The following is a 22,350-nucleotide window of genomic DNA, read 5'->3' as shown; positions in this document are numbered from 1 at the left end:
CCGCAGCCCGCAGATCACGGCGCCCCTACGGCGAATCCGCATGACCCTCCCGGCGAAGCGCTACGCGTCGAACGGCCGAGCCGGCCACTCCACATCCGCCGCCCGCAACCCGTCAAGCCCGCCGGAGGCACGCGCCGCGACCAGCGACAGCACACCCACGACAAGGCAGTTGTTGTGCAGCTCGCCCGCGAGCACACCCCGCACCAGCTCGTCGACCGGCACGCGCGCGTGCTCCATGTCGGCCTCTTCGTCCTCCACCACGAAGCGCTCCCCGTCGGCCTCGGACAGGTTCCGTGCGAGGAAGATCCGGATGGCCTCGTCGCAGCCGCCGGGGGTGGTGTAGACGTCCGTCAGCACCCGCCAGTCCTCGGCCTTGACGTGCGCCTCCTCGTACAGCTCGCGCTGGGCGGCGTGCAGCGGGTTCTCGCCGGGGATGTCGAGCAGGCCGGCCGGGATCTCCCAGAGCTTCTGCCGCACCGGGTGGCGGTACTGCCTGATCAGCAGGACGCGGTCCTGGTCGTCGAGGGCCAGCACGGCCACGGAACCGGGGTGGACCTGGTAGTCGCGCCGGACGACCGAACCGTCGGGCATGACCACGTCGTCCGTGCGGACGGAGGTCTTGTTGCCCACGAAGGGGGTGTCCGTCGCCCGGATCTCCCACTCCTCGGGGGTGTCCTTGATCGTCATGCCCTGCCCTTCCACACGCTTTCAGAAAGAACCCGCCAAAGAGAACCGGGGTGCGCACCTTTGAAGGTTTGCACCCCGGCCACCGTACAACTGGTGTGTTACTTCGAATTCTTGCGCTCGACCGAGGCCTTCACGAGGCCGGCGAAGAGCGGGTGCGGGCGCGTCGGGCGCGAGCGCAGCTCCGGGTGGGCCTGCGTGGCCACCAGGTAGGGGTGGACCTCGCGCGGGTACTCCACGTACTCGACGAGCTTGCCGTCCGGGGACGTGCCGGAGAACACGATGCCCGCCTTCTTCTCCAGCTCCGCCCGGTAGGCGTTGTTGACCTCGTACCGGTGACGGTGCCGCTCCTCGACGTACTCCTTGCCGTCGTACACCTCGCGCACGATGGAGCCCTCGGCCAGCTTGGCCGGGTACATGCCGAGCCGCATGGTGCCGCCCATGTCACCCTCACCGGCGACGATGTCGAGCTGTTCGGCCATGGTGGAGATGACCGGGTGGGAGGTCGCCGGGTCGAACTCGGTGGAGTTGGCGTCGCCGATGTCGGCGAGGCTGCGGGCCGCCTCGACCACGATGCACTGCAGGCCCAGGCACAGGCCCAGCAGCGGGATCTTGTTCTCGCGGGCGTACTTGATCGCGCCGACCTTGCCGAGTACGCCGCGGTCGCCGAAGCCGCCCGGGATGCAGATGCCGTCCACGTCGGCGAGCTGCTGCTTGGCGCCGGCCGGGGTCTTGCAGTCGTCGGAGGTGACCCACTTGATCTTCACGCGGGCCTTGTTGGCGAAGCCGCCCGCGCGCAGCGCCTCGGTGACCGAGAGGTAGGCGTCGGGCAGGTCGATGTACTTGCCGACCAGCGCGAGAGTGATCTCGTGGTCGGGGTTGTGGACGCGGTCGAGCAGGTCGTCCCAGGTCGTCCAGTCCACGTCGCGGAACGGCAGGTCCAGCTTGCGGACGACATAGGCGTCCAGGCCCTCGCCGTGCACGGTCTTGGGGATGTCGTAGATGGAGCGGGCGTCGGGGCAGGCGACCACGGCCGCCTCGTCGACGTCGCACATCAGCGAGATCTTCCGCTTGATCGCGGTGGGTACCTCGCGGTCGCAGCGCAGCACGATCGCATCTGGCTGAATACCGATGTTGCGCAGAGCCGCAACCGAGTGCTGGGTCGGCTTCGTCTTCAGCTCTCCCGAGGGGCCGATGTACGGCAGGAGCGAGATGTGGACGACGAAGACGTTGTCACGACCGACCTCGTGACGGACCTGGCGGACGGTCTCCAGGAACGGCAGCGACTCGATGTCGCCGACCGTGCCGCCGACCTCCGTGATCACCACGTCGACCTCGTCCGTCGCCATGCGGCGGATGCGGTGCTTGATCTCGTTGGTGATGTGCGGGATGACCTGCACGGTGTCGCCGAGGTACTCGCCGCGCCGCTCCTTGGCGATCACGGTGGAGTACACCTGGCCGGTGGTGACGTTCGCGGAACCGTCCAGGTCACGGTCGAGGAACCGCTCGTAGTGGCCGATGTCCAGGTCGGTCTCGGCGCCGTCGTTGGTGACGAACACCTCGCCGTGCTGGAAGGGGTTCATCGTGCCAGGGTCGACATTGAGGTACGGGTCCAGCTTCTGCATCACCACGCGCAGGCCCCGCGCCTTGAGCAGCATGCCGAGGCTGGAGGCCGTCAGGCCCTTGCCGAGCGAGGAGGCGACACCCCCGGTGACGAAGATGTGCTTGGTCGTCGTGGATTTGGGCGGCATGGCCAAGAGGGAGCTCCCGTGGTCGCGATCTGGGGTGCGGTGCGGCTGCCTGGCCGGAGAGATCTCCGGGGTCGCCGTCGCTGCGGTTCGGGGGTTTCTCTCCCACCGGTCCACGGGCTACCAGGGTATCAGCGACCGGAACCGATGGCTTCCGGCCACGCTCCGCACACGTCCCGCCACGAACCTGCACGACCGTCCCGGTTTCTCACCCCTTGCTCACCCGTTCGGCGGACCCGGGTTGCCCGGAGCGGCACGCAGATCATCTACGTGCGTCGTATCCTGCTCGGACATTCGCTGCCGAGCCCGGCCGGTAACACGGCACCACCCCTCGCCCGTAGCCTCCGGAACAACGAGAGCTCGTCAGTTCGTTGAGCAGAGATTGTCGAGAAGCGACAGTCGTTTTGCCTCACGGCCGAAGCGGCTGCTTTGCTTCACCGCTCAACGACGATTTACAACACCCCTTGACCGCACTAGCGAGAGCCCCCTTGTTCCCAAGAGGGGGTGACGTGGCCGTTCGACTGGAGTTGCACGTGGCCGGGCGCATCGAAGACTACGCACTCATCGGAGACATGCAGACCGCCGCGCTGGTCTGCCGGGACGGCACGGTGGACTGGCTGTGCCTGCCCCGCTTCGACTCGCATGCCATCTTCGCCGGACTGCTGGGCACCGAGGAACACGGTTTCTGGCGGCTCGGCCCCGCGCACGCCTCCGACTCCCCGCCGCCCACCGCGGCCCGGCGCAGCTACCGCGGCGACTCCCTGATCCTGGAGTCCGAGTGGGACACGCCGCGCGGCACGGTCCGGGTGATCGACTTCATGCCCCCGCGTGACGGCGCGCCCCAGCTGATCCGGATCGTGGAGGGCGTCTCGGGCCGGGTGCCCATGCGCTCGACGCTGCGGATGCGTTTCTCGTACGGCCGGGTGGTGCCCTGGGTGCACAAGCACGAGGGCCGCACGGTCGCCGTCGCGGGCCCGGACTCGGTGTGGTTCGACACGGAGGCCGAGACCTACGGCAAGTCGCTGACGACGTACTCGGACTTCACGGTCGCCCCGGGCGAGCGGATCGCGTTCACGATCTCCTGGGAGCCCTCGCACAAGCAGCCCCCGGCGCTGCCCGAGCCGGAGCAGTCGCTGACGGCGACGGAGGACTTCTGGCGCGAGTGGGTCGAGCACTGTACGTACCACGGCCCCTACCGCGAGGCGGTCATCCGCTCGCTGATCACCCTCAAGGCGCTGACCTACGCCCCCACGGGCGGCATCGTCGCCGCCCCGACGACCTCCCTGCCCGAGGACATCGGCGGCGTCCGCAACTGGGACTACCGCTACACCTGGCTGCGCGACGCGGCCATCACCCTGTCCTCGCTGCTGCGCACCGGCTACCGCGAGGAGGCCCGCGCCTGGCGCGAGTGGCTGCTCAGGGCGGTCGCGGGCGACCCGGAGAACCTCCAGATCATGTACGGCATCGCCGGCGAGCGCGAGCTCGGCGAGGCCGAGCTGGACTGGCTGCCCGGCTACGAGAACTCCGCGCCGGTCCGGGTCGGCAACGGCGCCGCGCACCAGCTCCAGCTGGACGTCTACGGCGAGGTCACCGAGGCCCTGCACCTGGCCCACATGACGGGCCTGGCCCGCAACGACTACGCCTCCCTGCTGCAGCTGAAGCTGATCCGCTACCTGGAGGACCACTGGCAGGAGCCGGACGAGGGCATCTGGGAGGTGCGCGGCCCGCGCCGGCACTTCGTGCACTCCAAGGTGATGGCCTGGGTCGCCGTCGACCGCACGATCAAGCTGATCGAGTCCGGCGACGCGGACGGCCCGCTGGAGCGCTGGAAGGAACTGCGCGACGAGATCCACCGGGACGTGTGCGAGAAGGGCTACGACAAGGAACGCAACACGTTCACGCAGTCGTACGGCTCCAAGGAGCTGGACGCCTCCCTGCTGCTGATCCCGCAGATGGGCTTCCTGCCGCCGGACGACAAGCGCGTGATCGGCACCATCGAGGCGATCCAGCGCGAGCTGTCCACGTCGGACGGCTTCATCCTGCGCTACCCGACGCAGGGCGAGCACGAGGGCGTCGACGGCCTGTCCGGTGACGAAGGCGCCTTCCTCGCCTGCTCCTTCTGGATGGCGGACGACCTGGCGATGATCGGCCGCGTGGACGAGGCCCGCAAGCTGTTCGAGAGGCTGCTGTCGCTGCGCAACGACCTCGGTCTGCTGGCCGAGGAGTGGGACCCCCGTCTCCAGCGTCAGGTCGGCAACTTCCCGCAGGCTTTCAGCCACGTTCCGCTGATCGACACCGCGCTGCGCCTGACGGCCTCGGGGGCCTACGGCGGCTGAACAGGACCGCCGGCCGAAGCCTGCCTACGCTGGGATGCATCAGCCCCTGCACGAAAGGGGGCGCCCCATGGCCTCCCCATCGAAGGCGGGCGCGGCCCTCGCCGCGCTGCGCGAGGATCTGGTCGGCGACGTGTTCGCCCCCTCGGACGCGGGCTACGACGAGGCCCGCACGGTCTTCAACGCGATGATCGACCGCCGGCCCGCGGTCATCGCCCAGTGCGTGGACGAGGACGACGTCGTGCGGGCCGTGCGGTTCGGAAGGGACCTCGATCTGAACATCGCGGTGCGCGGCGGGGGGCACAGCGTGGCGGGCACGGCGGTCAACGACGGCGGCCTGGTCGTCGACCTGCGGCACATGCGCGCGGTGAGCGTCGATCCCGCGGCCGAGGCGGTACGGGTCGCGGGCGGCGCCACGATGAGCGACCTGGACCGCGCCTGCCAGCCGCACGCCCTCGCCACGACCGGCGGCCGGGCCTCCACGACCGGGGTCGGCGGGTTCGTCCTCGGCGGCGGCTCCGGCTGGCTGGACCGCTGGTGCGGGCTGGCCGTGGACAACCTGGTCGGCGTCGAACTCGTCACAGCGGACGGCGAGCGGGTGCACGCGAGCGCCGACGAGAACCCGGAGCTGTTCTGGGGCCTGCACGGCGGAGGCGGCAACTTCGGCGTCGCGACCGCGCTCACCCTGAAGCTCCACGAACTGCCGGAGTTCTCCATCGCGCTGGTGCTGTACCTCCCGGAGTACGGCCGCGAGGTCACCCGCACCTACCGCGAGCTCATCACACTGGCCCCCGACGAGGCGAGCGGCGGCGTGCTGTATCTCACCGGCCCGCCCGAGGAGTTCGTACCGCCGCACCTGGTCGGCAAACTCCTGTGCGGTGCGCTGCTGACGTACGCCGGGCCCGAGGAGGACATGCGCAAGCTGGCCGAGCCCCTGCTGGCGCTGCCGCACGAGTCGGCGCTCGTCGGGGCGATGCCGTACGCCGACGTCCAGTGCATGCTCGACGATCCGCCGGGGATGCGGAACTACTGGTCGGCGGAGTATCTGACGAGCGCGCCCGACGCCTACCTGGACGCGTTCTGCGCCGGGGGCGACGCGATGCCGCCGACCGGCACCATTCATGTGCTGTTCCCGCAGGGCGGGGCGATCGCGTCGGGCCCGCACGAGTACCCCGTGCCCTACCGGGACGCGCCCTGGGCCGTGCACCCCTTCGCGATCTGGGAGGACCCCGCGGACGACGAGCGCTGTGTGAAGTGGGTCCGCGACGTGCGCGCGGCGGCACAGCCGTGGAGCACGGGCGCGGTCTACCTCAACTTCATCGGCGACGAGGGCGCCGAGCGGGTCGTCGCCGGACTGGGCCCGGAGAACACCCGCCGCCTGGCCGACCTGAAGCGCCGCTACGACCCGGACAACGTGTTCCGCTTCAACCACAACATCAGGCCGGCCTGAGCGGCCCGTACGGTCAGGCTCCCGCCGGGCCCCGTCGGCGTCCGTGCACCCCCTGCCGATGAACGCCCTCGGAGATGTCAGGAGGCCGGCCGCACAGGTAGCGTCCGCCTATGGACAGCGCGACGAACAGCGGATTCGACACTCACGGCGCCGGGATCACCGTCCGGCGGGCGCTGGAGCTGCCCGGTCTGCGCAGCGGGCTGCCCGAGATCCTCGCGGGCGCCGACCGGCTGGGGCGGACCGTGCGCTGGGTGCACGCGGGCGAAGTGCCCAACATCGCCTCCCTGCTCAAGGGCGGGGAACTGCTGCTGACCACGGGCTACGGCCTCGGTACCCGCCCGGCCGACCAGCGCGCGTTCGTGCGCACCCTGGCGGAGCGCGGCATCGCGGCGCTGGTCATCGAGCTGGGTGCCCGTTTCACCCGGCTGCCCGCGGCCCTCGTCGACACGGCCCGCGCGGCCGGACTCCCACTCGTCCAGCTGCATCGCCAGGTCCCCTTCGTGACCGTCACCGAGGAGATCCACACCGAGATCGTCAACGGCCACTACGCGCTGCTGCAACGGGCGGAGGAGGTGCACCGCCGCTGCACCGAGGCCCTGCTCGGCGGCGGTGGCGTGCCCCAAGTGCTCGGCATCCTCGCGGACTTCAGCGGCAACCCGGTCTTCCTGGAGGCCACGGACGGGCGGCTGCTGTACGCGGCCGGCGCCGGACCCGAGGGCGCGGACCCGTTGCAGGTGTGGGAGGGGCTGCGGGGGCAGCACAAGGACGTGCCGCCGCCCACGGGTTCGGTGCTGGTGGACGTGCCGGGCGGCGGGCAGGGCGCGGGGTCGGTCCGCGGCCGGATCGTCCTGCTGCCCGTGCTGGGCCCGCTGGCACCGGTGCACCGCATGGCCGCCGAGCGGGCCGCGGGCATCCTCGCCGTGGTGCTGATGCAGGCCCGCCAGGAGGAGGAGCTGGCGGCACGCGGGCGGGGCGACTTCCTGACCGATCTCGCGGAGGGCCGGGTCGCCGCCGAGGACGCCCCGGCGCAGGCGCGCGTGCTGGGCTTCAAGCCGGGTGACGGCCCGTTGCTGCCGGTCGTGATGCGGCTCGGGGACGTGCTGTCGCCGGGTGGGGGTACCTCCCGCTCGAGCGGATTCGAGAGTGGGGGAGGCTGGGCGGTGCTGGCGCGCGCCGTCGGTGAGGAGCTGGCCTCGGTGGGGGTGCCGGTGCTGCTGGGCGTGCGGCCGGTGGAGGGCCGGGTGCCGCTGCTGGTGGGCCTGCGTGCGGAGACGGAGCGCTCGGCGGTCGCGGACCGGGTCGCGGTGGCGCTGCGGGCGGGCGTGGAGCGGGCCGGGATCCAGCGTCCCGGGGCCCGTCCACCGGTCGTGGTGGTCGGCGTCGCGGGCGGCTGGACGGCGGCCTCGGCGGGCCTGCGGCACGCGGCGGAGACGGCTACGGCGGCGCAGGGCCTGGCGGACCGCCCCTGGTACGACGCCCGCCGTCTGGACATCGACCTGCTGCTGTGGCGGCTGCGCGACCATCCCGACCTCGCGGCCTTCGTGGACCGGGCGATCGGCCCGCTGCGCGACCACGACGACCGCTCCAGGCCGCCTCTGCTGCCCACCCTGGAGACGTACTTGGCGCACGCGGGCCGCAAGGCGGAGACAGCCCGCGAACTGCACCTGAACCGGCAGACGCTCTACAACCGCCTCGCCCGCATCGGAGAGTTGCTCGGCACCGACCTCGACGACCCGCAGACGGTGCTGGCGTTGAGCCTGGCACTGCGGGCCAGACGGCACGTCGCCTAGAGCCGCGCTCAGATCATGGGCCGGGGCTGCGTCAACTCGTCGTAGACGCTCAGCACTTGGGCCACCGTCTCGTCCTCGGTCGGCCAGGTCGCCGCCTGCCGCACACCCCGTTCCCGCAGGAGGTCCTGCCGCTCGGGGTCCGCGAGCAGTCGTACGACGGTGTCGGCGAGGGAGCCGGCGTCGCCGTACGGGACGAGTTCGGCGGCGTCGCCGACGAGTTCGGACATGCCGCCGACGTCGGTGGCGACGAGCGGCACGCGCGCGTGCAGGGCTTCCTGCGCGAGGACGGACCGCGACTCCCAACTGCTGGACAGCAGGGCGATGTCGGCGGCGGCGAGCAGTTCGGAGACGTCGTCGCGGCGCCCGATGAGCCGCACGGGCAGCTCCTCGTCCTCGATACGGCGCTGGAGCCCGGCCCGCAGCGCCCCCTCTCCCGCGATCACGACCAATGGGGCGGGGTCGAGCTTGCGCCACGCGCGCGAGGCGTCCAGCAGTACGTCGTATCCGCGGTGCCGCTCCAGCGATCCGACCGCGATGAGCAACGGCCGTCCGGTGGCGCCGAGTTCGGCACGCACCTTGGGCCGCCGCCGGTCGGGGTCGTCCTTCTCGGCCTCCGGCCGGCGGCCGGGCAGGGCGACGGCAGCGAGCCGCGCGTCCCGGGCACCGGTGCGGCGGGCCCGGTCGACCAGCGCCGAGGTGGTGCCGAGGACGACGGAGGCGGCCTTGACGACCCGCCGCTCCAACAGCCGCACGAGATGGGCGCGGGCACCCTCGGCGTGTGCCCGGTCGTGCCAGGTGACGACGAGCGGAGTGCGCCGTCCGCTGAGCGCCAGCACCGCGCGGAAGGAGGCGTGCAGCCCGTGCGCGTGCACCAGGTCGGCGTCCGCGCACACCGCCCGCAGCGCGGCCACGGAGGCGGGATCGCTGCTGCGCGGCACGTGTACGTGTTCGGCGCCGGAGCCCGTGAAGTCGTAGGAGCGGTCGGCCTCGACAGGGGCGCACACGGTGACCCGCACGCCCCGCGCGACCAGTCCCGAGGCCAGCGATCGCACGTGCGCGCTGCTGCCGGCGTTGCCGCCGCCCAGCACCTGCACGGTGCGCAGCGACGACTGGCCGTGCGGTGAGTGGCTGCTCACGGGGGTCACGTGGCCGGGGCTCCTGGTCGTGGGTGGGACGGTCACGAAGAACGTACAGAAGGATCGGGCGGAGGGGGTGTACCGCGAGGATCCCTTCGCGTACGACGTGTTTACGCCAAGGATGCCAGGACGCACGGGTGTTCCGGGACCGTCGGGAGTACGAGGGCGGGCAACGCGGCGGCCGGAGTCACCTGCACGAGTGAGTCGCGGTGGACGTCGTGCACGAACACGCGCACGTGGCGCATGTCTCAACGACCGGAGCCCCCTGTGGCTCAGGCCCCGCCCAACGTCCGTATCTTTTCGCTCACTTTGTCCCCGTACACCGCCGCGGCCACGACAGCGGCCGCATGCGCGACCAGTCCGGCGCGGCTGTTCCCGACCACGACGGCCGCCCCCAGGGCGGCGCCCAGCGCATGCGCTCCGGTGTCGCCGATCATCGCCCGTTCACCGAGGTCGTCGGGCAGTACGGCCGCGGCGGCGCCCATGGCGGCGGCGGCGATCCCGGCACCGGCACGGAGCAGCCCCGGCGCGCCGAGCGCGAGCACCGAGGCGGCGGCCCGACCGGGCCGTACGTCCACGAGGTTCACGAAGTGCGCGGCGCCGGCGATCACGACCCCGGAGAGCAGCTTGTCCAGCGGCCGCTCCTTCAGGAACGCCCCCGCGACGAGTCCGGCGGCCGAGATCCCGAACAACTTGACGGCCCCGCTGGTGACTTCGCCGTCCCGCAGGGCGCGCAGATGCGCCCGGAAGCCGCGTCGCGCGTCATCCGCCCCGGCGATGTCGTCGTACGCCCCGCAGATCCCGGCGACCGCCACGGCGACCCCGGCGGCGGGCGACACCCGCCCCGTCCCGACCGCGACGGCCAGCGCCGAGGCGGGCCCGGCGTACAACCCCACGTGCCGCCCCGCGTAGTTCTTCCGCTCCCAGCGCTCGCGTCCACCGGGGGGCTTGGCGCGCAGGGCGCCCGCGGTGGCGCGGGTGAGGGCGGCGGAGAGCGCGAGTCGCCTGATCATCCGGCCACCCTACGGGCCCCTGGCACGCGCCCGTGGGTGTCTTCCCGATCATGCCGGCGACACGCGCCACGGCATCCCTAGCCGTCGGACCGGGCCGTCTCCAACAGTTCCTCGGCGTGCGCCCGGGCGGTCTCCGAGTCCTCCTGACCTGCCAGCATCCGGGACAGCTCCCGGACCCGCTCCTCGCCCTCCAGGACCTTCACGCCGGAGCGGGTGACCGACCCGTCGTCGGTCTTCTCGACGAGCAACTGCCGGTCGGCGAACGCAGCGACCTGCGGCAGGTGCGTCACGACGACGACCTGCGCGCTCTTGGCCAGCCGGGCGAGCCGGCGCCCGATCTCCACGGCCGCCTTGCCGCCGACGCCGGCGTCCACCTCGTCGAAGAGGTACGTCGGCACGGGATCGGTCCCCGCGAACACGACCTCCACGGCCAGCATCACGCGTGAGAGCTCACCGCCGGAGGCGCCCTTGGCGATCGGCCGGGGCGGCGCTCCCGGGTGCGGGGCGAGCAGCAGCTCTACCTCGTCGACGCCCGACGGGCCGTAGGCGACCGCTCGGCCGCCGACCTCGACGCCCTCGGGGTCCTCGGTCTGCCGCAGGGCGAACGACACGCGCGCGTGCGGCATGGCGAGCGAGGCCAGCTCCGCCGTCACGGCGGCGGCGAAGCGCTCGGCCGCCTCCGTGCGCGCGTCCGTCAGTGCCTGCGCCAGGCCGCCCAGCTCGGCGCGCAGCGCGTCCCGCTCGGCGGTCAGCTCGCCGATCCGGTCGTCGTCGCCGTCCAGTTCGGTCAGCCGGCTGCTGCCCTCCTCGGCCCAGGCGAGCACGGTGGCGATGTTCTCGCCGTACTTGCGGGTGAGCGTGGTCAGCGCGGCCCGCCGCTCCTCGACGGCCGCGAGCCGCAGCGGATCGGCGTCCAGGTCGTCGGCGTACCCCGCCAGCTCCCCGGCGACGTCGCCCAGCAGGATCCCGATCTCCCCGATGCGGTCGGCGAGGGCCGCCAGCGCCGGATCGTGCGAGCGGACGGCGTCCAGGGCCCGCTGGGCGCCCGCGACGAGTGTGGCCGCGTCGATGCCCTCGGGGTCCTCCGGATTCCCGGCGAGAGCGGCGTGAGCGGCCGTGGCGGCGGACGACAGGGCCTCGGCGTGCCCGAGCCGCTCGGCCTCCTCGGCGAGCTCCACGTCCTCGCCCGCGCGCGGCTCGACACCGGCGATCTCGTCGAGCCCGAACCGCAGCATGTCGGCTTCCTGGGCCCGCTCACGCGCGCGCGTGACGATCTCCTCCAGCTCGACGGCGACCGCCCGCAACCGCCGGTAGGCCTCGCCGTACTTGGCGAGCGGCACCGCGACGGCGTCGCCCGCGTACCGGTCGAGCGCCTGCCGCTGCCGGGTGAGCTTCAGCAGGCCCTGCTGGTCGGTCTGCCCGTGCACGGCCACCAGCTCGTCGGCGAGCTCGGCCAGCATCCCCACGGGCACGCTGCGTCCGCCCAGATGGGCCCGGGACCGCCCTTCGGCGGAAACGGTACGGCTGATGAGCAACGCACCGTCGTCGAGCTCCGCCCCGGCCTCCTCCGCCCGTACGACCGCCGACGTGCCCTTGGGGACGGTGATCCGCCCCTCCACGACCGCTTTCTCGGCCCCGATCCGTACGAGTGCCGGGTCCGCCCGCCCGCCGAGCAGCAGCCCCAGGCTGGTGACCACCATGGTCTTGCCCGCACCCGTCTCGCCCGTGACGGCGGTGAACCCCGGCGACAGCTCGACGACCGCGTCGTCGATGACTCCGAGCGACCGTATCCGCATCTCCTCCAACACGGACACGACCTTACGAGGTCAGGTACCGGGGACGCGACGCCCCCCGGTCCCAGTCATGTGAAGGTCCAGGTGACGAATGCGTACCGACAGCACATTGTCACTCGGCCGAGTGGAGATACCCACGGGCGCGGGGCTGTATCGATCTGCGGCTCCGCCGCGTGGGCGCGACCGGCCGCAACGGGCCCGCAGTCGCCGACGCACCCCTTCACGCCACGGCGAACGGGCTAATGCGGCGCCCCCCGCCACCCGGAAACCGGCAACGCGAACTTCGCCACGAGCCGATCGGTGAACGACGCGTGATGCAACCGAGCCAGCCGCACCGGCACGGCCCCCCTCCGTACCTCCACCCGCGCCCCCGGCGGCAACTCCACGGTCCGCCGCCCGTCACACCACAACACCCCCGGCGGGATGTGCGGCAGCACCTCCACGGCGAGCACCGAGTCCGGCGAGGTCACCAGCGGCTTCGCGAACAGCGCGTGCGCCGAGATCGGCACCATCAACAGCGCCTCGACCTCGGGCCACACCACGGGCCCGCCCGCGGAGAACGCATACGCCGTGGACCCGGTCGGCGTGGACAGCACGATGCCGTCGCAGCCGAACCCCGTCACCGGCCGCCCGTCGATCTCCAGCACGACCTCCAGGAGCTTCTCGGCGCCGGCCTTCTGCACGGCCGCCTCGTTCAGCGCCCAGTCCGTGTGCACGATGTCGCCGTTCTGGTGCACGACGACGTCGACCGTCATCCGCTCCTCGACCTCGTACGCCTTGGTGACGACCCGGTCGACAACCTTGTCCAGGTCGTCCCGCTCGGCCTCCGCGAGGAACCCGACACGCCCGAGGTTCACACCCAGCATCGGCACCCCCGACGCCCGCGCGAACTCGGCGCCGCGCAGCAGCGTCCCGTCGCCGCCCAGCACGATCAGCAGCTCGCATCCGTCGAGACACTGCGGGGTCGCCTCCTTGACGAGTTCCACCTCGTCCGGCAGGGGCAGGTCCTGCGCCTCGGCCGACAGCACCCGCACGCCGATCCCCGACCGCAGCAGTCCCTTGACCACCAGCTCGGCGCTGCGGATGGCCGCCGGCCGCCCGGTGTGGGCGAGGAGAAAAACAGTACGAGCTGAGTTCTGCATCAACGCGGCCCCTCCGCCACTGCTCGGTCAACGTCGGCCGGGTCCAGAGCAGGCGCCCCGGCACGCAGCCACAGAAAGTACTCGACATTCCCGGAGGGTCCGGGCAACGGACTCGCCGTGACCCCGTTCACCCCGAGCCCGAGATCCCACGCCTTCTCGGCGACACCGCGCACGGCCTCCGCCCGCAGTTGCGGACTCCGTACGACTCCCCCACTGCCCAGCCGTTCCTTCCCCACCTCGAACTGCGGCTTCACCATCATCACCAGATCGGCGTCCGGCTTCACGCACCGCACCAGGGCGGGCAGTACCAGGCCGAGCGGGATGAAGGACAGATCCCCCACGACAAGATCCACTGGTTCCCCATCGATCGCTTCGAGCGTCAACTCGCGTACGTTCGTACGGTCCTTGACGGTGACGCGTTCATCGCTTTGGAGAGTCCAGGCGAGTTGTCCGTATCCGACGTCCACGGCGACGACGTGCGCTGCTCCGGCCCGCAGCAGCACGTCGGTGAAGCCTCCGGTGGACGCGCCGGCGTCCAGCGCCCGCCGCCCGCGCACCTCGAGCCCCTGCGGCACGAACGCCTCCAGCGCGCCCGCGAGCTTGTGCCCGCCGCGCGAGACGTACTCGGGATCACCGGCGCCGGCCTGGACGACGATCGCCGCCGCGGTCTCCACCTGAGTGGCCGGCTTGGTCGCGACGGTCTTGCCGACGGTCACCCGTCCGGCGGCGATCAGCTGGCTGGCGTGCTCACGCGAGCGCGCGAGCTTCCGGCGGACCAGCTCCGCGTCAAGACGGCGGCGTGCGACTCCTGCCACGTTCGGTTCAGCTCCTCATCCCAGGCATCGACGGGGGCGCCGGAGGTCCCGGGCGGGCGTCGAGCGCGGTCAGCGCGTCGCGCAGCCCCCGGTGTACATCCTCGTACACCTCCAGGTGCCCGTCGGTGGCGAGGTGGTCGGCGTCACCGAGGCGCTCCAGCCGGGCGTCCACCTCGGCGTCGCCGGTGGGGACGCGGGGGACGTTCAGCGGGGCGGGGGCGGCCGGGTCGTACTCGGGCTCGGCCGCGAGCCCGGTCGCGTCCTCGGCCGCGGTCTCCGCCTCGGCCTGCGCCACCGGGATCTGCGTCTGCGGAACCGTGTCGCTCATGCCCAGACGCTACCCCGAACCGCTGGGGTACCGTCGATCGCGATGGCCACGATTGAGGAGTGCCGCGCCGCACTCGAAAAGCTCTCGGACAACATGCAGCACGCCGAAGGGGACGCCCGCTCGGCGGCGGCCCTCGACCGCTCGGTGAGCTGCCACATCACCGACCTGGACGTCACCTTCGCCGGCCGCATGGCGGGCGGCCGGATCCACGTCCACGACACACTCCAGGGCGCGCCCCGCGAAAAAGCCCAGATCAGGCTGAGCATGACCGGCGACGACCTGGTCGCCCTGGTGGCGGGCGAGCTGCACTTCGCCAAGGCCTGGGGCGCGGGCCGCGTGAAACTGCACGCGGGGATGCGCGACCTGCTGCTGCTCAGGAAGCTTCTGTAGCCGCCACCTTGTCGCCCCGGGCCGGCTCGGCGGCCTCCCGCTCGGCCGGGTTCTTCGGGCCCTGCTCCTTCTTGACCTGTTCTCGCGCCTTGCGCGCCGCCGGGACCACCAGCGGCGTGCCGGTCTCCGGGTCGCCGATGACCTGGCAGCGCAGCCCGAAGACCTCCTCGACCAGCTCGGCCGTGACGATGTCGTTCGGCGCGCCCTCGGCGATGACGGCCCCGCCGCGCAGGGCGATGAGGTGGGTGGCGTAGCGGGCCGCGTGGTTGAGGTCGTGCAGCACGGCGACGAGCGTGCGGCCCTGCTCCTCGTGCAGTTGGGCGCACAGGTCGAGGACGTCGATCTGGTGCTGGATGTCGAGGTAGGTCGTCGGCTCGTCGAGCAGCAGCAGCGGCGTCTGCTGGGCGAGCGCCATCGCGATCCACACACGCTGGCGCTGGCCGCCTGACAGTTCGTCGACATAGCGATCGGCGAGCTCGGCGACGCCGGTCTGCGCCATCGACTCCTGGACGACCCGCTCGTCCTCGGTCGACCACTGGCGCAGGATCCCCTGGTGCGGGTACCGGCCGCGGCCCACCAGGTCGGCGACGGTGATCCCGTCGGGCGCGATCGAGGACTGCGGCAGCAGCCCGAGCGTGCGCGCGACCTTCTTCGCCGGCATCGACTGGATGACCTGGGCGTCGAGGAGCACCCGGCCCTGGCTGGGCCTGAGCATCCGCGACAGTGCCCGCAGCAGCGTGGACTTGCCGCACGCGTTCGGGCCGACGATCACGGTGAAGGAGTTGTCGGGTATCTCCACCGACAGCTGCTCCGCGATGACCCGCTGGTCGTAGGCGAGGGTGACGTTGTCGGCGGACAGGCGGTTCACAGTGCTCCTTCGGTTGTCCGGCCCGCTGCTGAGGCCCTTGCTGTTCCTGCTGCCGCCGTCGCTCATATCCGGCCCGCCTTGCGCTCGGTGACCAGCAGCCACAGCAGATATACGCCGCCGAGCACACCCGTGACCACGCCCACGGGCATCTGGTCGGCGCCGAAGACCCGTTGGGAGATCCAGTCGGCGGCGACGAGCAGCGCGGCGCCCATGCACAGGGAGGGCAGCAGGTTCGGCCCCGGCGAGCGGGTCAGGCGCCGGGCGAGCTGCGGGGCGGTGAGCGCCACGAAGCTGACGGGACCGGCGGCGGCGGTGGCGGCCGCGGTCAGCAGCACGGCGGCCAGCATCAGCAGGAGCCGTACGCGTTCGACGCGCACCCCGAGGGCGTACGACACGTCGTCGCCCATCTCCATCATCCTGAGCCCGCGCGCGTTGGCGAGGACGAGCGGCACGAGGATGCCGCACAGCGCGAGCAGCGGCCAGACCTGGGCCCAGTCACGGCCGCTGAGCGAGCCGGTCATCCACACGACCGCGCGGGCCGCGTCGACCAGGTCGGCCTTGGTCAGCAGATAGCCGTTGACCGCCGTCATGATCGCGGACATGCCGATACCGACCAGGACCAGTCGATAGCCGTGCACACCCCGCTTCCAGGCGAGCAGATAGATGGCGAGACCGGTCGCCAGTCCGCCCACCAGTGCGCCGACGGTGACCTGGCCCGCGCTCCCGGAGAACAGCACGATCACGACGAGCGCGCCGGCCGTGGCACCCTGTCCGAGGCCGAGGATGTCCGGGCTGCCCAGCGGGTTGCGGGACAGCGCCTGGAACAGCGCGCCACCGAGGCCGAGCGAGGCCCCGACCAGCAGCCCGACCAGCACCCGCGGCAGGCGCAGCTCGTTGACGATGAATTCCTGCCCGGCGTTGCCCTCACCGAACAGTGTCCTGAGGACGTCGCCGGCCCCGATCGGGAAGTCGCCGGTGCCGATCAGCAGCACGCTCGCGGCGAGCCCGGCGAGCAGCAGCAGCAGGACGACGGTCAGCGCCCGCACGTCCAGAAGGACGGAGAGCCCGCCCGGGGTTCGTACGGCACGGTTGGCGCGGCCGGACTTCACCGCGTCCGGCGCATCGGCCCTCGGTTCGCTCTTCACCGCGGTCCTCACAGCTGGGCCGTCCTCCGCCGTCGTACGAGAAAGATGAAGACCGGTCCGCCGAGGATGGCGGTGACGATGCCGACCTGGAGCTCGGAGGGGCGGGCGACGATCCGGCCGATGATGTCGGCACCCAGCAGCAGCACCGGCGACAGGACGGCCGCGTACGGCAGGATCCAGCGCAGGTCGGGCCCGGTGAAGGAGCGCACGACGTGCGGCACCATCAGGCCGACGAACACGATCGGCCCGCACGCGGCGGTCGCGGCACCGCACAGCACGGTGGCCGCGAGCATCGACAGCACCCGGGTGCGGTTCAGGTCGGCGCCGAGCGCCTTGGCGGTGTCGTCGCCCATCTCCATGGCGTTGAGCGGCCGGGCGAGAGCGAACGCGAGGACCATGCCGGCCACGAGGAACGGCAGCACCTGCTTGATGGTGGAGTCCGTCGCCGAGGTCAGCGAACCGACCGTCCAGAAGCGCATCCTGTTCAGCGCCGCACTGTCCATGATCATCACGGCCTGGAGATAGCCGTACAGGGCCGCGCTGATCGCCGTACCGGCCAGCGCGAGCCGGACCGGCGTGGCGCCCCTGCTGCCGCCGAGGAACCAGACCATCGCCCCGACCGCGGCGGCACCGAGGAAGGCGAACCAGACGTAGACGTTCAGGCTGGTGATGCCGAAGAAGGTGATGGCGGTGACGACCGCCGCGGACGCGCCCGCGTTGATGCCGAGCAGACCCGGATCGGCCAGCGGGTTGCGGGTGAGCGCCTGGAGCACGGCCCCGGCGAGACCCAGCGCGGCGCCCGCGAGCAGTCCGAGAAGGGTGCGCGAGATCCGGTCGTCGACCACGACGTCGCCGTAGGTGCCCGAACTCTGGAACAGCCCGTGCCAGACCTCCCCCAGGGACAGCTGTTTCGCCCCGATCGCGATGCTGGCCAGCACAACGGCCAACAGGATCAGGACAGAGACGAGCAACCCAACGGCGCGTATCGCCCGTCGGGTTGGCGGCGCGGACACGGACTCCGCGCGCTGTTCGGGAGGACTGTCGACCAACACGCAGTTAGGTTAGCCTACCCTCCCATTCAGCCACGATCCCGCTGCATGTGCTCCCTCACACCGCGGCCGTCCTGCGATTCACCACCCCAGCCGCGCCAGCACCTTCCCGGAGTCCAGGGCGCACGAGCCGTCGCCGGCCGCCGTCCAGGCCGCCGCGCACAGCGCCCGCAGCCCGTCCAAGGGCGTCCCGTCACCGTCGAGTTCCAGCCGGTCCGCCCGCGCGGTCGCCGTCCAGCCACCGCAACGGAAGCCCTCTGCCTGCTCGGCGACGTCCGGCTGCCCGGTGAGCAGCCCGCGCAGATCGGCGTCGACATAGGTCGGCCGGTGCTGCGGCGGCGCGGCGAGCAACTGGGCGCCGTCGGTCACACCGGTCAGGACGAGCAGCGAGTCGACCTCCCCGCAGAACGCGCCCTCGATGTCCGTGTCCAGCCGGTCCCCGACCACCAAGGGCCGCTCGGCGCCGGTACGCAGGATCGTCTCGCGGTGCATGGGAGGCAACGGCTTGCCCGCCACCTGCGGCTCGGCGCCGGTGGCGATCCGTACGACCTCCACCGCGGCGCCGTTGCCCGGCCCGATCCCGCGGGCGCCGGGGATCGTCAGGTCGGTGTTGGACGCGAACCAGGGCACCCCGCGCGCGATGGCGTAGCACGCCTCCGCGAACCGCCCCCACACCAGCTCCGGTCCGCCGTACCCCTGCACCACGGCCGCCGGATCGTCGTCCGCCGACTCGACCGGCTCAAGACCGCGCTCGCGCAGGGCCACCCGCAGCCCCTCGCCGCCGATGACGAGCACCCGGGCGCCCTCCGGCACCTGCTCGCTGATCAGCCGCGCGGCCGCCTGTGCCGAGGTGATGACGTCGTCGGCGCCCGTGGGTATCCCCAGCGCCGTCAGATGCGCGGCCACGACGTCCGGCGTCCGCAGGGCGTTGTTCGTGACGTACGCGAGATGCATCCCGTCCGTCCGCGCCGCCGCGAGCGACTCGACGGCGTGCACGATCGCGTTCCCGCCCGCGTACACCACACCGTCGAGGTCGAGCAGCGCCGTGTCGTACGCCTCGCTCAGGGCCCGGCCACTGCCCGAGGGCCTCGTCCTGACGCTCTGGCTCATTTGGCATCGCTCCTCGTTCGACGGCTTTCCCCCGATCATCCCCCATGCCACCGACACCCGTACGATGCCGGGATGAACACAGCAGGTCACCCGGAAGCAACGGCGCGCCGAGGCCTCGAACTGACCCCGTTCCGAGGGCTGAGGTACGACCCCGACCGGGTCGGCAGCCTGGCCGCCGTGACATCCCCTCCGTACGACGTCGTCGTCCGCCCCGACGGCCTGCACCACCTCCAGGACTCGGACCCGCACAACATCGTCCGCCTGATCCTGCCCCAGGCCGACACACCGGCCGCCCGCAACGAACAGGCGGCCCGGACCCTGCACCGCTGGCAGTCCGAAGGCGTACTGACCACCGACACCGACCCCGGTCTCTACGTCTATGAACAGGCCGACGGCGACGGCATGCTGCAACGCGGCGTCATCGGCGCCCTGCGTGTGTCGGAGCCCTCGGAGGGCCTGGTCCTGCCGCACGAGGACGTCATGCCGCACGTGGTCGCCGACAGGGCGGACCTGATGCGCGCCACGTCCGCGAACCTCGAACCCCTGCTGCTGACCTACCGGGGCAACGGGACGGCGGCCGACACCTCCTCGGTCATCGAGCGCACCATCGAAGGCCCACCGCTTCTCGCGACCACCACCGAGGACGGCTTCAGCCACCGCCTGTGGTCGATCACCGACCCCGCCGACCTGGCCCGCATCCAGTCGGACCTGATCCACCGCCAGGCCCTGATCGCCGACGGCCATCACCGCTGGGCGACCTATCGACGTCTACGCGCGGAGCACGGCTCGCCGAGCCCCTGGGACTACGGCCTGGTCCTCCTGGTCGACACGGCCCGCTACCCCCTGCGCGTGCGCGCCATCCACCGCCTCCTGCACGGCATGCCGGTCCCCGACGCCCTGGCCGCCCTCGACGGCCACTTCCGCGTCCGCCGCCTCGAAGTCCCGCTCGCCGCAGCGCTGGAGACCCTGGCCGACGCGGCCTGCGCGGGCAACGCCTTCCTCATCGCCGGCGACGGCGCCTTCCACCTCGTCGACCAGCCGGACGCCGCCCTCCTCGCCCGCACGGTCCCCGGCGACCACCCCGCCGCCTGGCGCACCCTGGACGCGACGGTCCTGCACGCCACGCTCCTCGCCCACGTCTGGCACGTCCCCGAGGACGACCCCACCCGCATCGCGTACATCCACGACACCGCCGCCACCGTCGAGAAGGCGGAACGCGACGGCGGTACGGCCGTCCTGATGCACCCCGTCCGCGAGGACGTCGTACGCGACCTGGCCCGCCAGGGCGTCACCATGCCCCGCAAGTCGACGTCGTTCGGCCCGAAGCCGGCGTCCGGCCTGGTACTGCGCGCCCTGGACCTCTAGAACGCCGAAGGGGCGGGACCCGTTGCCGGATCCCGCCCCTCACGTCACTCGTCGCTACTCGCCGCGGTCCTCGTCGGCCTCGCCGCGAGCCTCCCGCTCGTCGCCCTCGTCCTCGTCCCCTTCGAAGGCGTCGACGAACTCCACACCGTCCAGCTCCGCGAGCCGGTCGGAGGCGTCCGTGCTGCCGTCCTTGTCGGCCTCGACGGCCTTCGCGAACCACTCACGCGCCTCACCCTGCCGTCCGGCGGCGAGCAGCGCGTCCGCGTAGGCATACCTGAGCCGCGCGGTCCACGGCTGTACGGAGTTGGAGGCGAGCTCGGGGCTCTGCAGCGTCACGATGGCCGCGTCCAGCTGCCCCATGTCACGCCGGGCGCCGGCCGCGACGAGCCGCATCTCCACCTGCCCGGCCTTGTCGAGCTTCTGCACCTCGGGAGCCCCGGCCATGTCCAGCGCCTTCTCCGGCCGTCCGAGCCCACGCTCGCAGTCGGCCATCAGCGGCCACAGCTCCACGCCACCGGTCATCCGCCGGGCCGCCCGGAACTCGGCGAGCGCCTCCGCGTACTTCTGGTTGGCGTACGCGGCGAACCCGCCCGCCTCCCGTACGGCCGCGACACGCGACGCGAGCCGAAGGGCCACCTTGGAGTAGCCGTAGGCACCCTCAGGGTCCTCGTCGATGAGCCGCGCGACCATCACCAGGTTCCTGGCGACGTCCTCCGCGAGCGTCTTCGGCAGACTCTGAAGCTCCTGCCGTACGTCCTTGTCGATCTCGTCGCCCGTGACGTCCTCGGGGATCGGCAGCCGCTTGATCGGCTCGCGGTCCCTGTCACGGTCCCGCTCATCCCGGAACCGCCCGCCACCACGCCGGTCGTCCCGCCGGTCGTCACGCCGGTCGTCACGCCCACGGAACCCTCCGGGACGCCCGCCACGGTCGTCCCGACGCGGCCCACGCCCACCGCGGTCGTCCCGCCCACGGAACCCACCGCGCTCGCCACGGTCACCGTCGCGGCGGTCGTCGCGCCGATCGTCACGGCGGTCATCCCGACGGTCGTCGCGCCGGAAACCACCGCGGTCACCGCGGTCACCGCGGCTGTCGTCACGCCGGAAACCACCACGGTCGCCGCGCTCGCCACGGCTACTGTCACGACGGTCGTCGCGCCGATCGTCCCGACGGAACCCACCGCGGTCACCGCGGTCACCCCGGTCATCCCGCCGGAAGCCACGGTCCCGGTCGTCACGACGGAAGCCACCACGGTCGTCCCGGCGGTCATCACGCCGATCATCCCGACGGTCGTCGCGCCGATCATCACGGCGGTCATCGCGCCGACCGTCACGCCGGTCATCCCGGCGGTCGTCCCGCCGGAAGCCACGGTCGCGGTCATCGCCCCGGCGGTCGTCGCGACGCCCGTAGCCACCACGGTTGTCGTCGCGCCTGTCGTCACGCCGGCCGTACCCGCCGCGGTCGTCGTCCCGACGCGGCCCACCCGGCCGGTCGTCACGACGGAAGGACGGACGGTCACCGTCCCGCCGGAACCCACGGTCACGATCCCGGTCGTCCCGACGCGGCCCACCCGGCCGGTCGTCACGACGGAAGGAGGGACGGGGCCCACGGTCAACGTCACGACGGTCGTCGCGGCGGTCATCACGACGGTCGTCCCGCCGATCGTCTCGGCGGTCGTCACGTCGGCCGTAGCCACCACGGCTGTCACCGCGACTGTCATCACGACGGAACCCGCCACGGTCACCGCGGTCATCCCGCCGGAAGCCACGGTCCCGGTCGTCACGACGGAAGCCACCACGGTCACCGCGGTCTCCCCGGTAACCGCCTCGATCACCGCGGTCACCGCCGTCCCGTCGCCGCTGGTCGCGCTCCGGTCGGTCGTCGGGAGAGTTGGTGGACATGGGTGACTCCTGTCTTCAGTACCGCAATCATTGTAAAAACAAAAGGACCCCTGGTCCCAGCTGAACGCTGGGACCAGGGGTCCTCCAAAGATTGTTCGGCGGCGTCCTACTCTCCCACAGGGTCCCCCCTGCAGTACCATCGGCGCTGTAAGGCTTAGCTTCCGGGTTCGGAATGTAACCGGGCGTTTCCCTCACGCTATAACCACCGAAACCCTAATGGTTTCGAGCGAACAAGCACACTTTTCTTTTGTCTGTTCTGCTCTAAGCCGACAACGGTCGTTGTCTCAGAACT

General features: G+C 71.9%; 19 protein-coding genes and 1 rRNA gene. 5 read left to right on the top strand and 15 right to left on the bottom strand.

What is annotated here, in order from left to right:
- Window positions 1-60: 60 nt before the first annotated feature.
- Both AC3ETA_RS38775 and pyrG read right to left on the bottom strand, forming a co-directional pair.
- Window positions 61-687, bottom strand: coding sequence for an NUDIX domain-containing protein (locus AC3ETA_RS38775; RefSeq protein ID WP_432197598.1), 627 nt, complete (start codon window positions 685-687; stop codon window positions 61-63).
- A gap of 98 nt (window positions 688-785) precedes the next feature.
- Window positions 786-2,435, bottom strand: a complete 1,650-nt coding sequence (gene pyrG / locus AC3ETA_RS38770) for a CTP synthase (protein ID WP_432197597.1) — start codon at window positions 2,433-2,435, stop codon at window positions 786-788.
- A 530-nt stretch (window positions 2,436-2,965) separates the two neighbouring features.
- On the opposite strand from pyrG, the gene AC3ETA_RS38765 reads away from it, so the two are divergent.
- The 3 genes from AC3ETA_RS38765 to AC3ETA_RS38755 all read left to right on the top strand — a co-directional run bounded on the left by AC3ETA_RS38765 (window position 2,966) and on the right by AC3ETA_RS38755 (window position 8,005).
- A complete protein-coding gene (locus AC3ETA_RS38765; RefSeq protein ID WP_432197638.1) occupies window positions 2,966-4,768 on the top strand; it encodes a glycoside hydrolase family 15 protein in 1,803 nt (600 codons plus the stop codon).
- A 67-nt stretch (window positions 4,769-4,835) separates the two neighbouring features.
- Window positions 4,836-6,215: an FAD-binding oxidoreductase gene (locus tag AC3ETA_RS38760; protein WP_432197596.1), complete on the top strand. Its 1,380-nt coding sequence runs from the start codon at window positions 4,836-4,838 to the stop codon at window positions 6,213-6,215.
- A gap of 110 nt (window positions 6,216-6,325) precedes the next feature.
- On the top strand, window positions 6,326-8,005 hold the full coding sequence (locus AC3ETA_RS38755) for a PucR family transcriptional regulator (protein ID WP_432197595.1): 1,680 nt from the start codon (window positions 6,326-6,328) through the stop codon (window positions 8,003-8,005).
- 8 nt (window positions 8,006-8,013) lie between these two features.
- On the opposite strand, the gene AC3ETA_RS38750 is transcribed toward AC3ETA_RS38755, so the two are convergent.
- From AC3ETA_RS38750 to AC3ETA_RS38725, 6 genes are all read right to left on the bottom strand, one after another.
- On the bottom strand, window positions 8,014-9,150 hold the full coding sequence (locus AC3ETA_RS38750; protein ID WP_432197594.1) for a glycosyltransferase family 4 protein: 1,137 nt from the start codon (window positions 9,148-9,150) through the stop codon (window positions 8,014-8,016).
- A 263-nt stretch (window positions 9,151-9,413) separates the two neighbouring features.
- The gene (locus tag AC3ETA_RS38745; protein WP_432197593.1) at window positions 9,414-10,154 is read right to left on the bottom strand and encodes a hypothetical protein; all 741 of its coding nucleotides are present in this window, start codon (window positions 10,152-10,154) and stop codon (window positions 9,414-9,416) included.
- A gap of 77 nt (window positions 10,155-10,231) precedes the next feature.
- The gene (gene recN / locus AC3ETA_RS38740) at window positions 10,232-11,950 is read right to left on the bottom strand and encodes a DNA repair protein RecN (RefSeq protein WP_432197637.1); all 1,719 of its coding nucleotides are present in this window, start codon (window positions 11,948-11,950) and stop codon (window positions 10,232-10,234) included.
- Window positions 11,951-12,186: 236 nt separating this feature from the next.
- A complete protein-coding gene (locus AC3ETA_RS38735) occupies window positions 12,187-13,092 on the bottom strand; it encodes an NAD kinase (protein ID WP_093745506.1) in 906 nt (301 codons plus the stop codon).
- Window positions 13,089-13,904: a TlyA family RNA methyltransferase gene (locus tag AC3ETA_RS38730; protein WP_432197592.1), complete on the bottom strand. Its 816-nt coding sequence runs from the start codon at window positions 13,902-13,904 to the stop codon at window positions 13,089-13,091. The genes AC3ETA_RS38735 and AC3ETA_RS38730 overlap by 4 nt, the downstream gene beginning before the upstream one ends.
- A 7-nt stretch (window positions 13,905-13,911) precedes the next feature.
- Entirely contained in the window at window positions 13,912-14,232 is a 321-nt protein-coding gene (locus tag AC3ETA_RS38725) for a hypothetical protein (protein ID WP_392858425.1), read from the bottom strand.
- 42 nt (window positions 14,233-14,274) lie between these two features.
- Between AC3ETA_RS38725 and AC3ETA_RS38720 the strand changes: the two genes are divergently transcribed.
- The gene (locus tag AC3ETA_RS38720) at window positions 14,275-14,622 is read left to right on the top strand and encodes a sterol-binding protein (protein WP_432197591.1); all 348 of its coding nucleotides are present in this window, start codon (window positions 14,275-14,277) and stop codon (window positions 14,620-14,622) included.
- Here AC3ETA_RS38720 and AC3ETA_RS38715 read toward each other — a convergent pair.
- The 4 genes from AC3ETA_RS38715 to AC3ETA_RS38700 form a co-directional block, all read right to left on the bottom strand.
- Window positions 14,606-15,556 (bottom strand): ABC transporter ATP-binding protein, encoded by a 951-nt coding sequence (locus tag AC3ETA_RS38715; protein ID WP_432197590.1) that lies wholly within the window; start codon window positions 15,554-15,556, stop codon window positions 14,606-14,608. The genes AC3ETA_RS38720 and AC3ETA_RS38715 overlap by 17 nt on opposite strands.
- The gene (locus tag AC3ETA_RS38710; protein ID WP_432197589.1) at window positions 15,553-16,635 is read right to left on the bottom strand and encodes a FecCD family ABC transporter permease; all 1,083 of its coding nucleotides are present in this window, start codon (window positions 16,633-16,635) and stop codon (window positions 15,553-15,555) included. Before AC3ETA_RS38710 ends, AC3ETA_RS38715 begins: the two co-directional genes overlap by 4 nt.
- A gap of 8 nt (window positions 16,636-16,643) precedes the next feature.
- Window positions 16,644-17,687 carry a FecCD family ABC transporter permease gene (locus AC3ETA_RS38705; protein ID WP_432197588.1) on the bottom strand — a complete coding sequence of 348 codons (1,044 nt, stop codon included), beginning with the start codon at window positions 17,685-17,687 and terminating at the stop codon, window positions 16,644-16,646.
- A 78-nt stretch (window positions 17,688-17,765) separates the two neighbouring features.
- The gene (locus AC3ETA_RS38700) at window positions 17,766-18,794 is read right to left on the bottom strand and encodes an HAD hydrolase-like protein (RefSeq protein WP_432197587.1); all 1,029 of its coding nucleotides are present in this window, start codon (window positions 18,792-18,794) and stop codon (window positions 17,766-17,768) included.
- Window positions 18,795-18,866: 72 nt separating this feature from the next.
- Here AC3ETA_RS38700 and AC3ETA_RS38695 point away from each other — a divergent pair, with 72 nt between their 5' ends.
- Window positions 18,867-20,159 carry a DUF1015 family protein gene (locus AC3ETA_RS38695; protein ID WP_432197586.1) on the top strand — a complete coding sequence of 431 codons (1,293 nt, stop codon included), beginning with the start codon at window positions 18,867-18,869 and terminating at the stop codon, window positions 20,157-20,159.
- 54 nt (window positions 20,160-20,213) lie between these two features.
- Here AC3ETA_RS38695 and AC3ETA_RS38690 read toward each other — a convergent pair whose 3' ends face one another.
- From AC3ETA_RS38690 to rrf, 3 genes are all read right to left on the bottom strand, one after another.
- Complete coding sequence (locus tag AC3ETA_RS38690; protein WP_432197636.1) at window positions 20,214-20,957, bottom strand: hypothetical protein; 744 nt, start codon at window positions 20,955-20,957, stop codon at window positions 20,214-20,216.
- A complete protein-coding gene (locus tag AC3ETA_RS38685; protein WP_432197635.1) occupies window positions 20,849-22,000 on the bottom strand; it encodes a hypothetical protein in 1,152 nt (383 codons plus the stop codon). The genes AC3ETA_RS38690 and AC3ETA_RS38685 overlap by 109 nt, the downstream gene beginning before the upstream one ends.
- Before the next feature lie 151 nt (window positions 22,001-22,151).
- Window positions 22,152-22,268, bottom strand: a 5S ribosomal RNA gene (rrf, locus tag AC3ETA_RS38680).
- Window positions 22,269-22,350: the final 82 nt, after the last annotated feature.

This window comes from Streptomyces sp. bgisy027 (assembly GCF_057710365.1).
This window is presented reverse-complemented; position numbering and strand designations above follow the sequence as displayed.

What these genes read in the sequence shown, in the direction of transcription:
- recN (WP_432197637.1), bottom strand. Translation starts at nt 11,950, where the DNA reads ATGCGGATACGGTCGCTCGGAGTCATCGACGACGCGGTCGTCGAGCTG.
- pyrG (WP_432197597.1), bottom strand. Translation starts at nt 2,435, where the DNA reads ATGCCGCCCAAATCCACGACGACCAAGCACATCTTCGTCACCGGGGGT.
- AC3ETA_RS38725 (WP_392858425.1), bottom strand. Translation starts at nt 14,232, where the DNA reads ATGAGCGACACGGTTCCGCAGACGCAGATCCCGGTGGCGCAGGCCGAG.
- AC3ETA_RS38760 (WP_432197596.1), top strand. Translation starts at nt 4,836, where the DNA reads ATGGCCTCCCCATCGAAGGCGGGCGCGGCCCTCGCCGCGCTGCGCGAG.
- AC3ETA_RS38745 (WP_432197593.1), bottom strand. Translation starts at nt 10,154, where the DNA reads ATGATCAGGCGACTCGCGCTCTCCGCCGCCCTCACCCGCGCCACCGCG.
- AC3ETA_RS38775 (WP_432197598.1), bottom strand. Translation starts at nt 687, where the DNA reads ATGACGATCAAGGACACCCCCGAGGAGTGGGAGATCCGGGCGACGGAC.
- AC3ETA_RS38755 (WP_432197595.1), top strand. Translation starts at nt 6,326, where the DNA reads ATGGACAGCGCGACGAACAGCGGATTCGACACTCACGGCGCCGGGATC.
- AC3ETA_RS38695 (WP_432197586.1), top strand. Translation starts at nt 18,867, where the DNA reads ATGAACACAGCAGGTCACCCGGAAGCAACGGCGCGCCGAGGCCTCGAA.
- AC3ETA_RS38720 (WP_432197591.1), top strand. Translation starts at nt 14,275, where the DNA reads ATGGCCACGATTGAGGAGTGCCGCGCCGCACTCGAAAAGCTCTCGGAC.
- AC3ETA_RS38700 (WP_432197587.1), bottom strand. Translation starts at nt 18,794, where the DNA reads ATGAGCCAGAGCGTCAGGACGAGGCCCTCGGGCAGTGGCCGGGCCCTG.
- AC3ETA_RS38715 (WP_432197590.1), bottom strand. Translation starts at nt 15,556, where the DNA reads ATGAGCGACGGCGGCAGCAGGAACAGCAAGGGCCTCAGCAGCGGGCCG.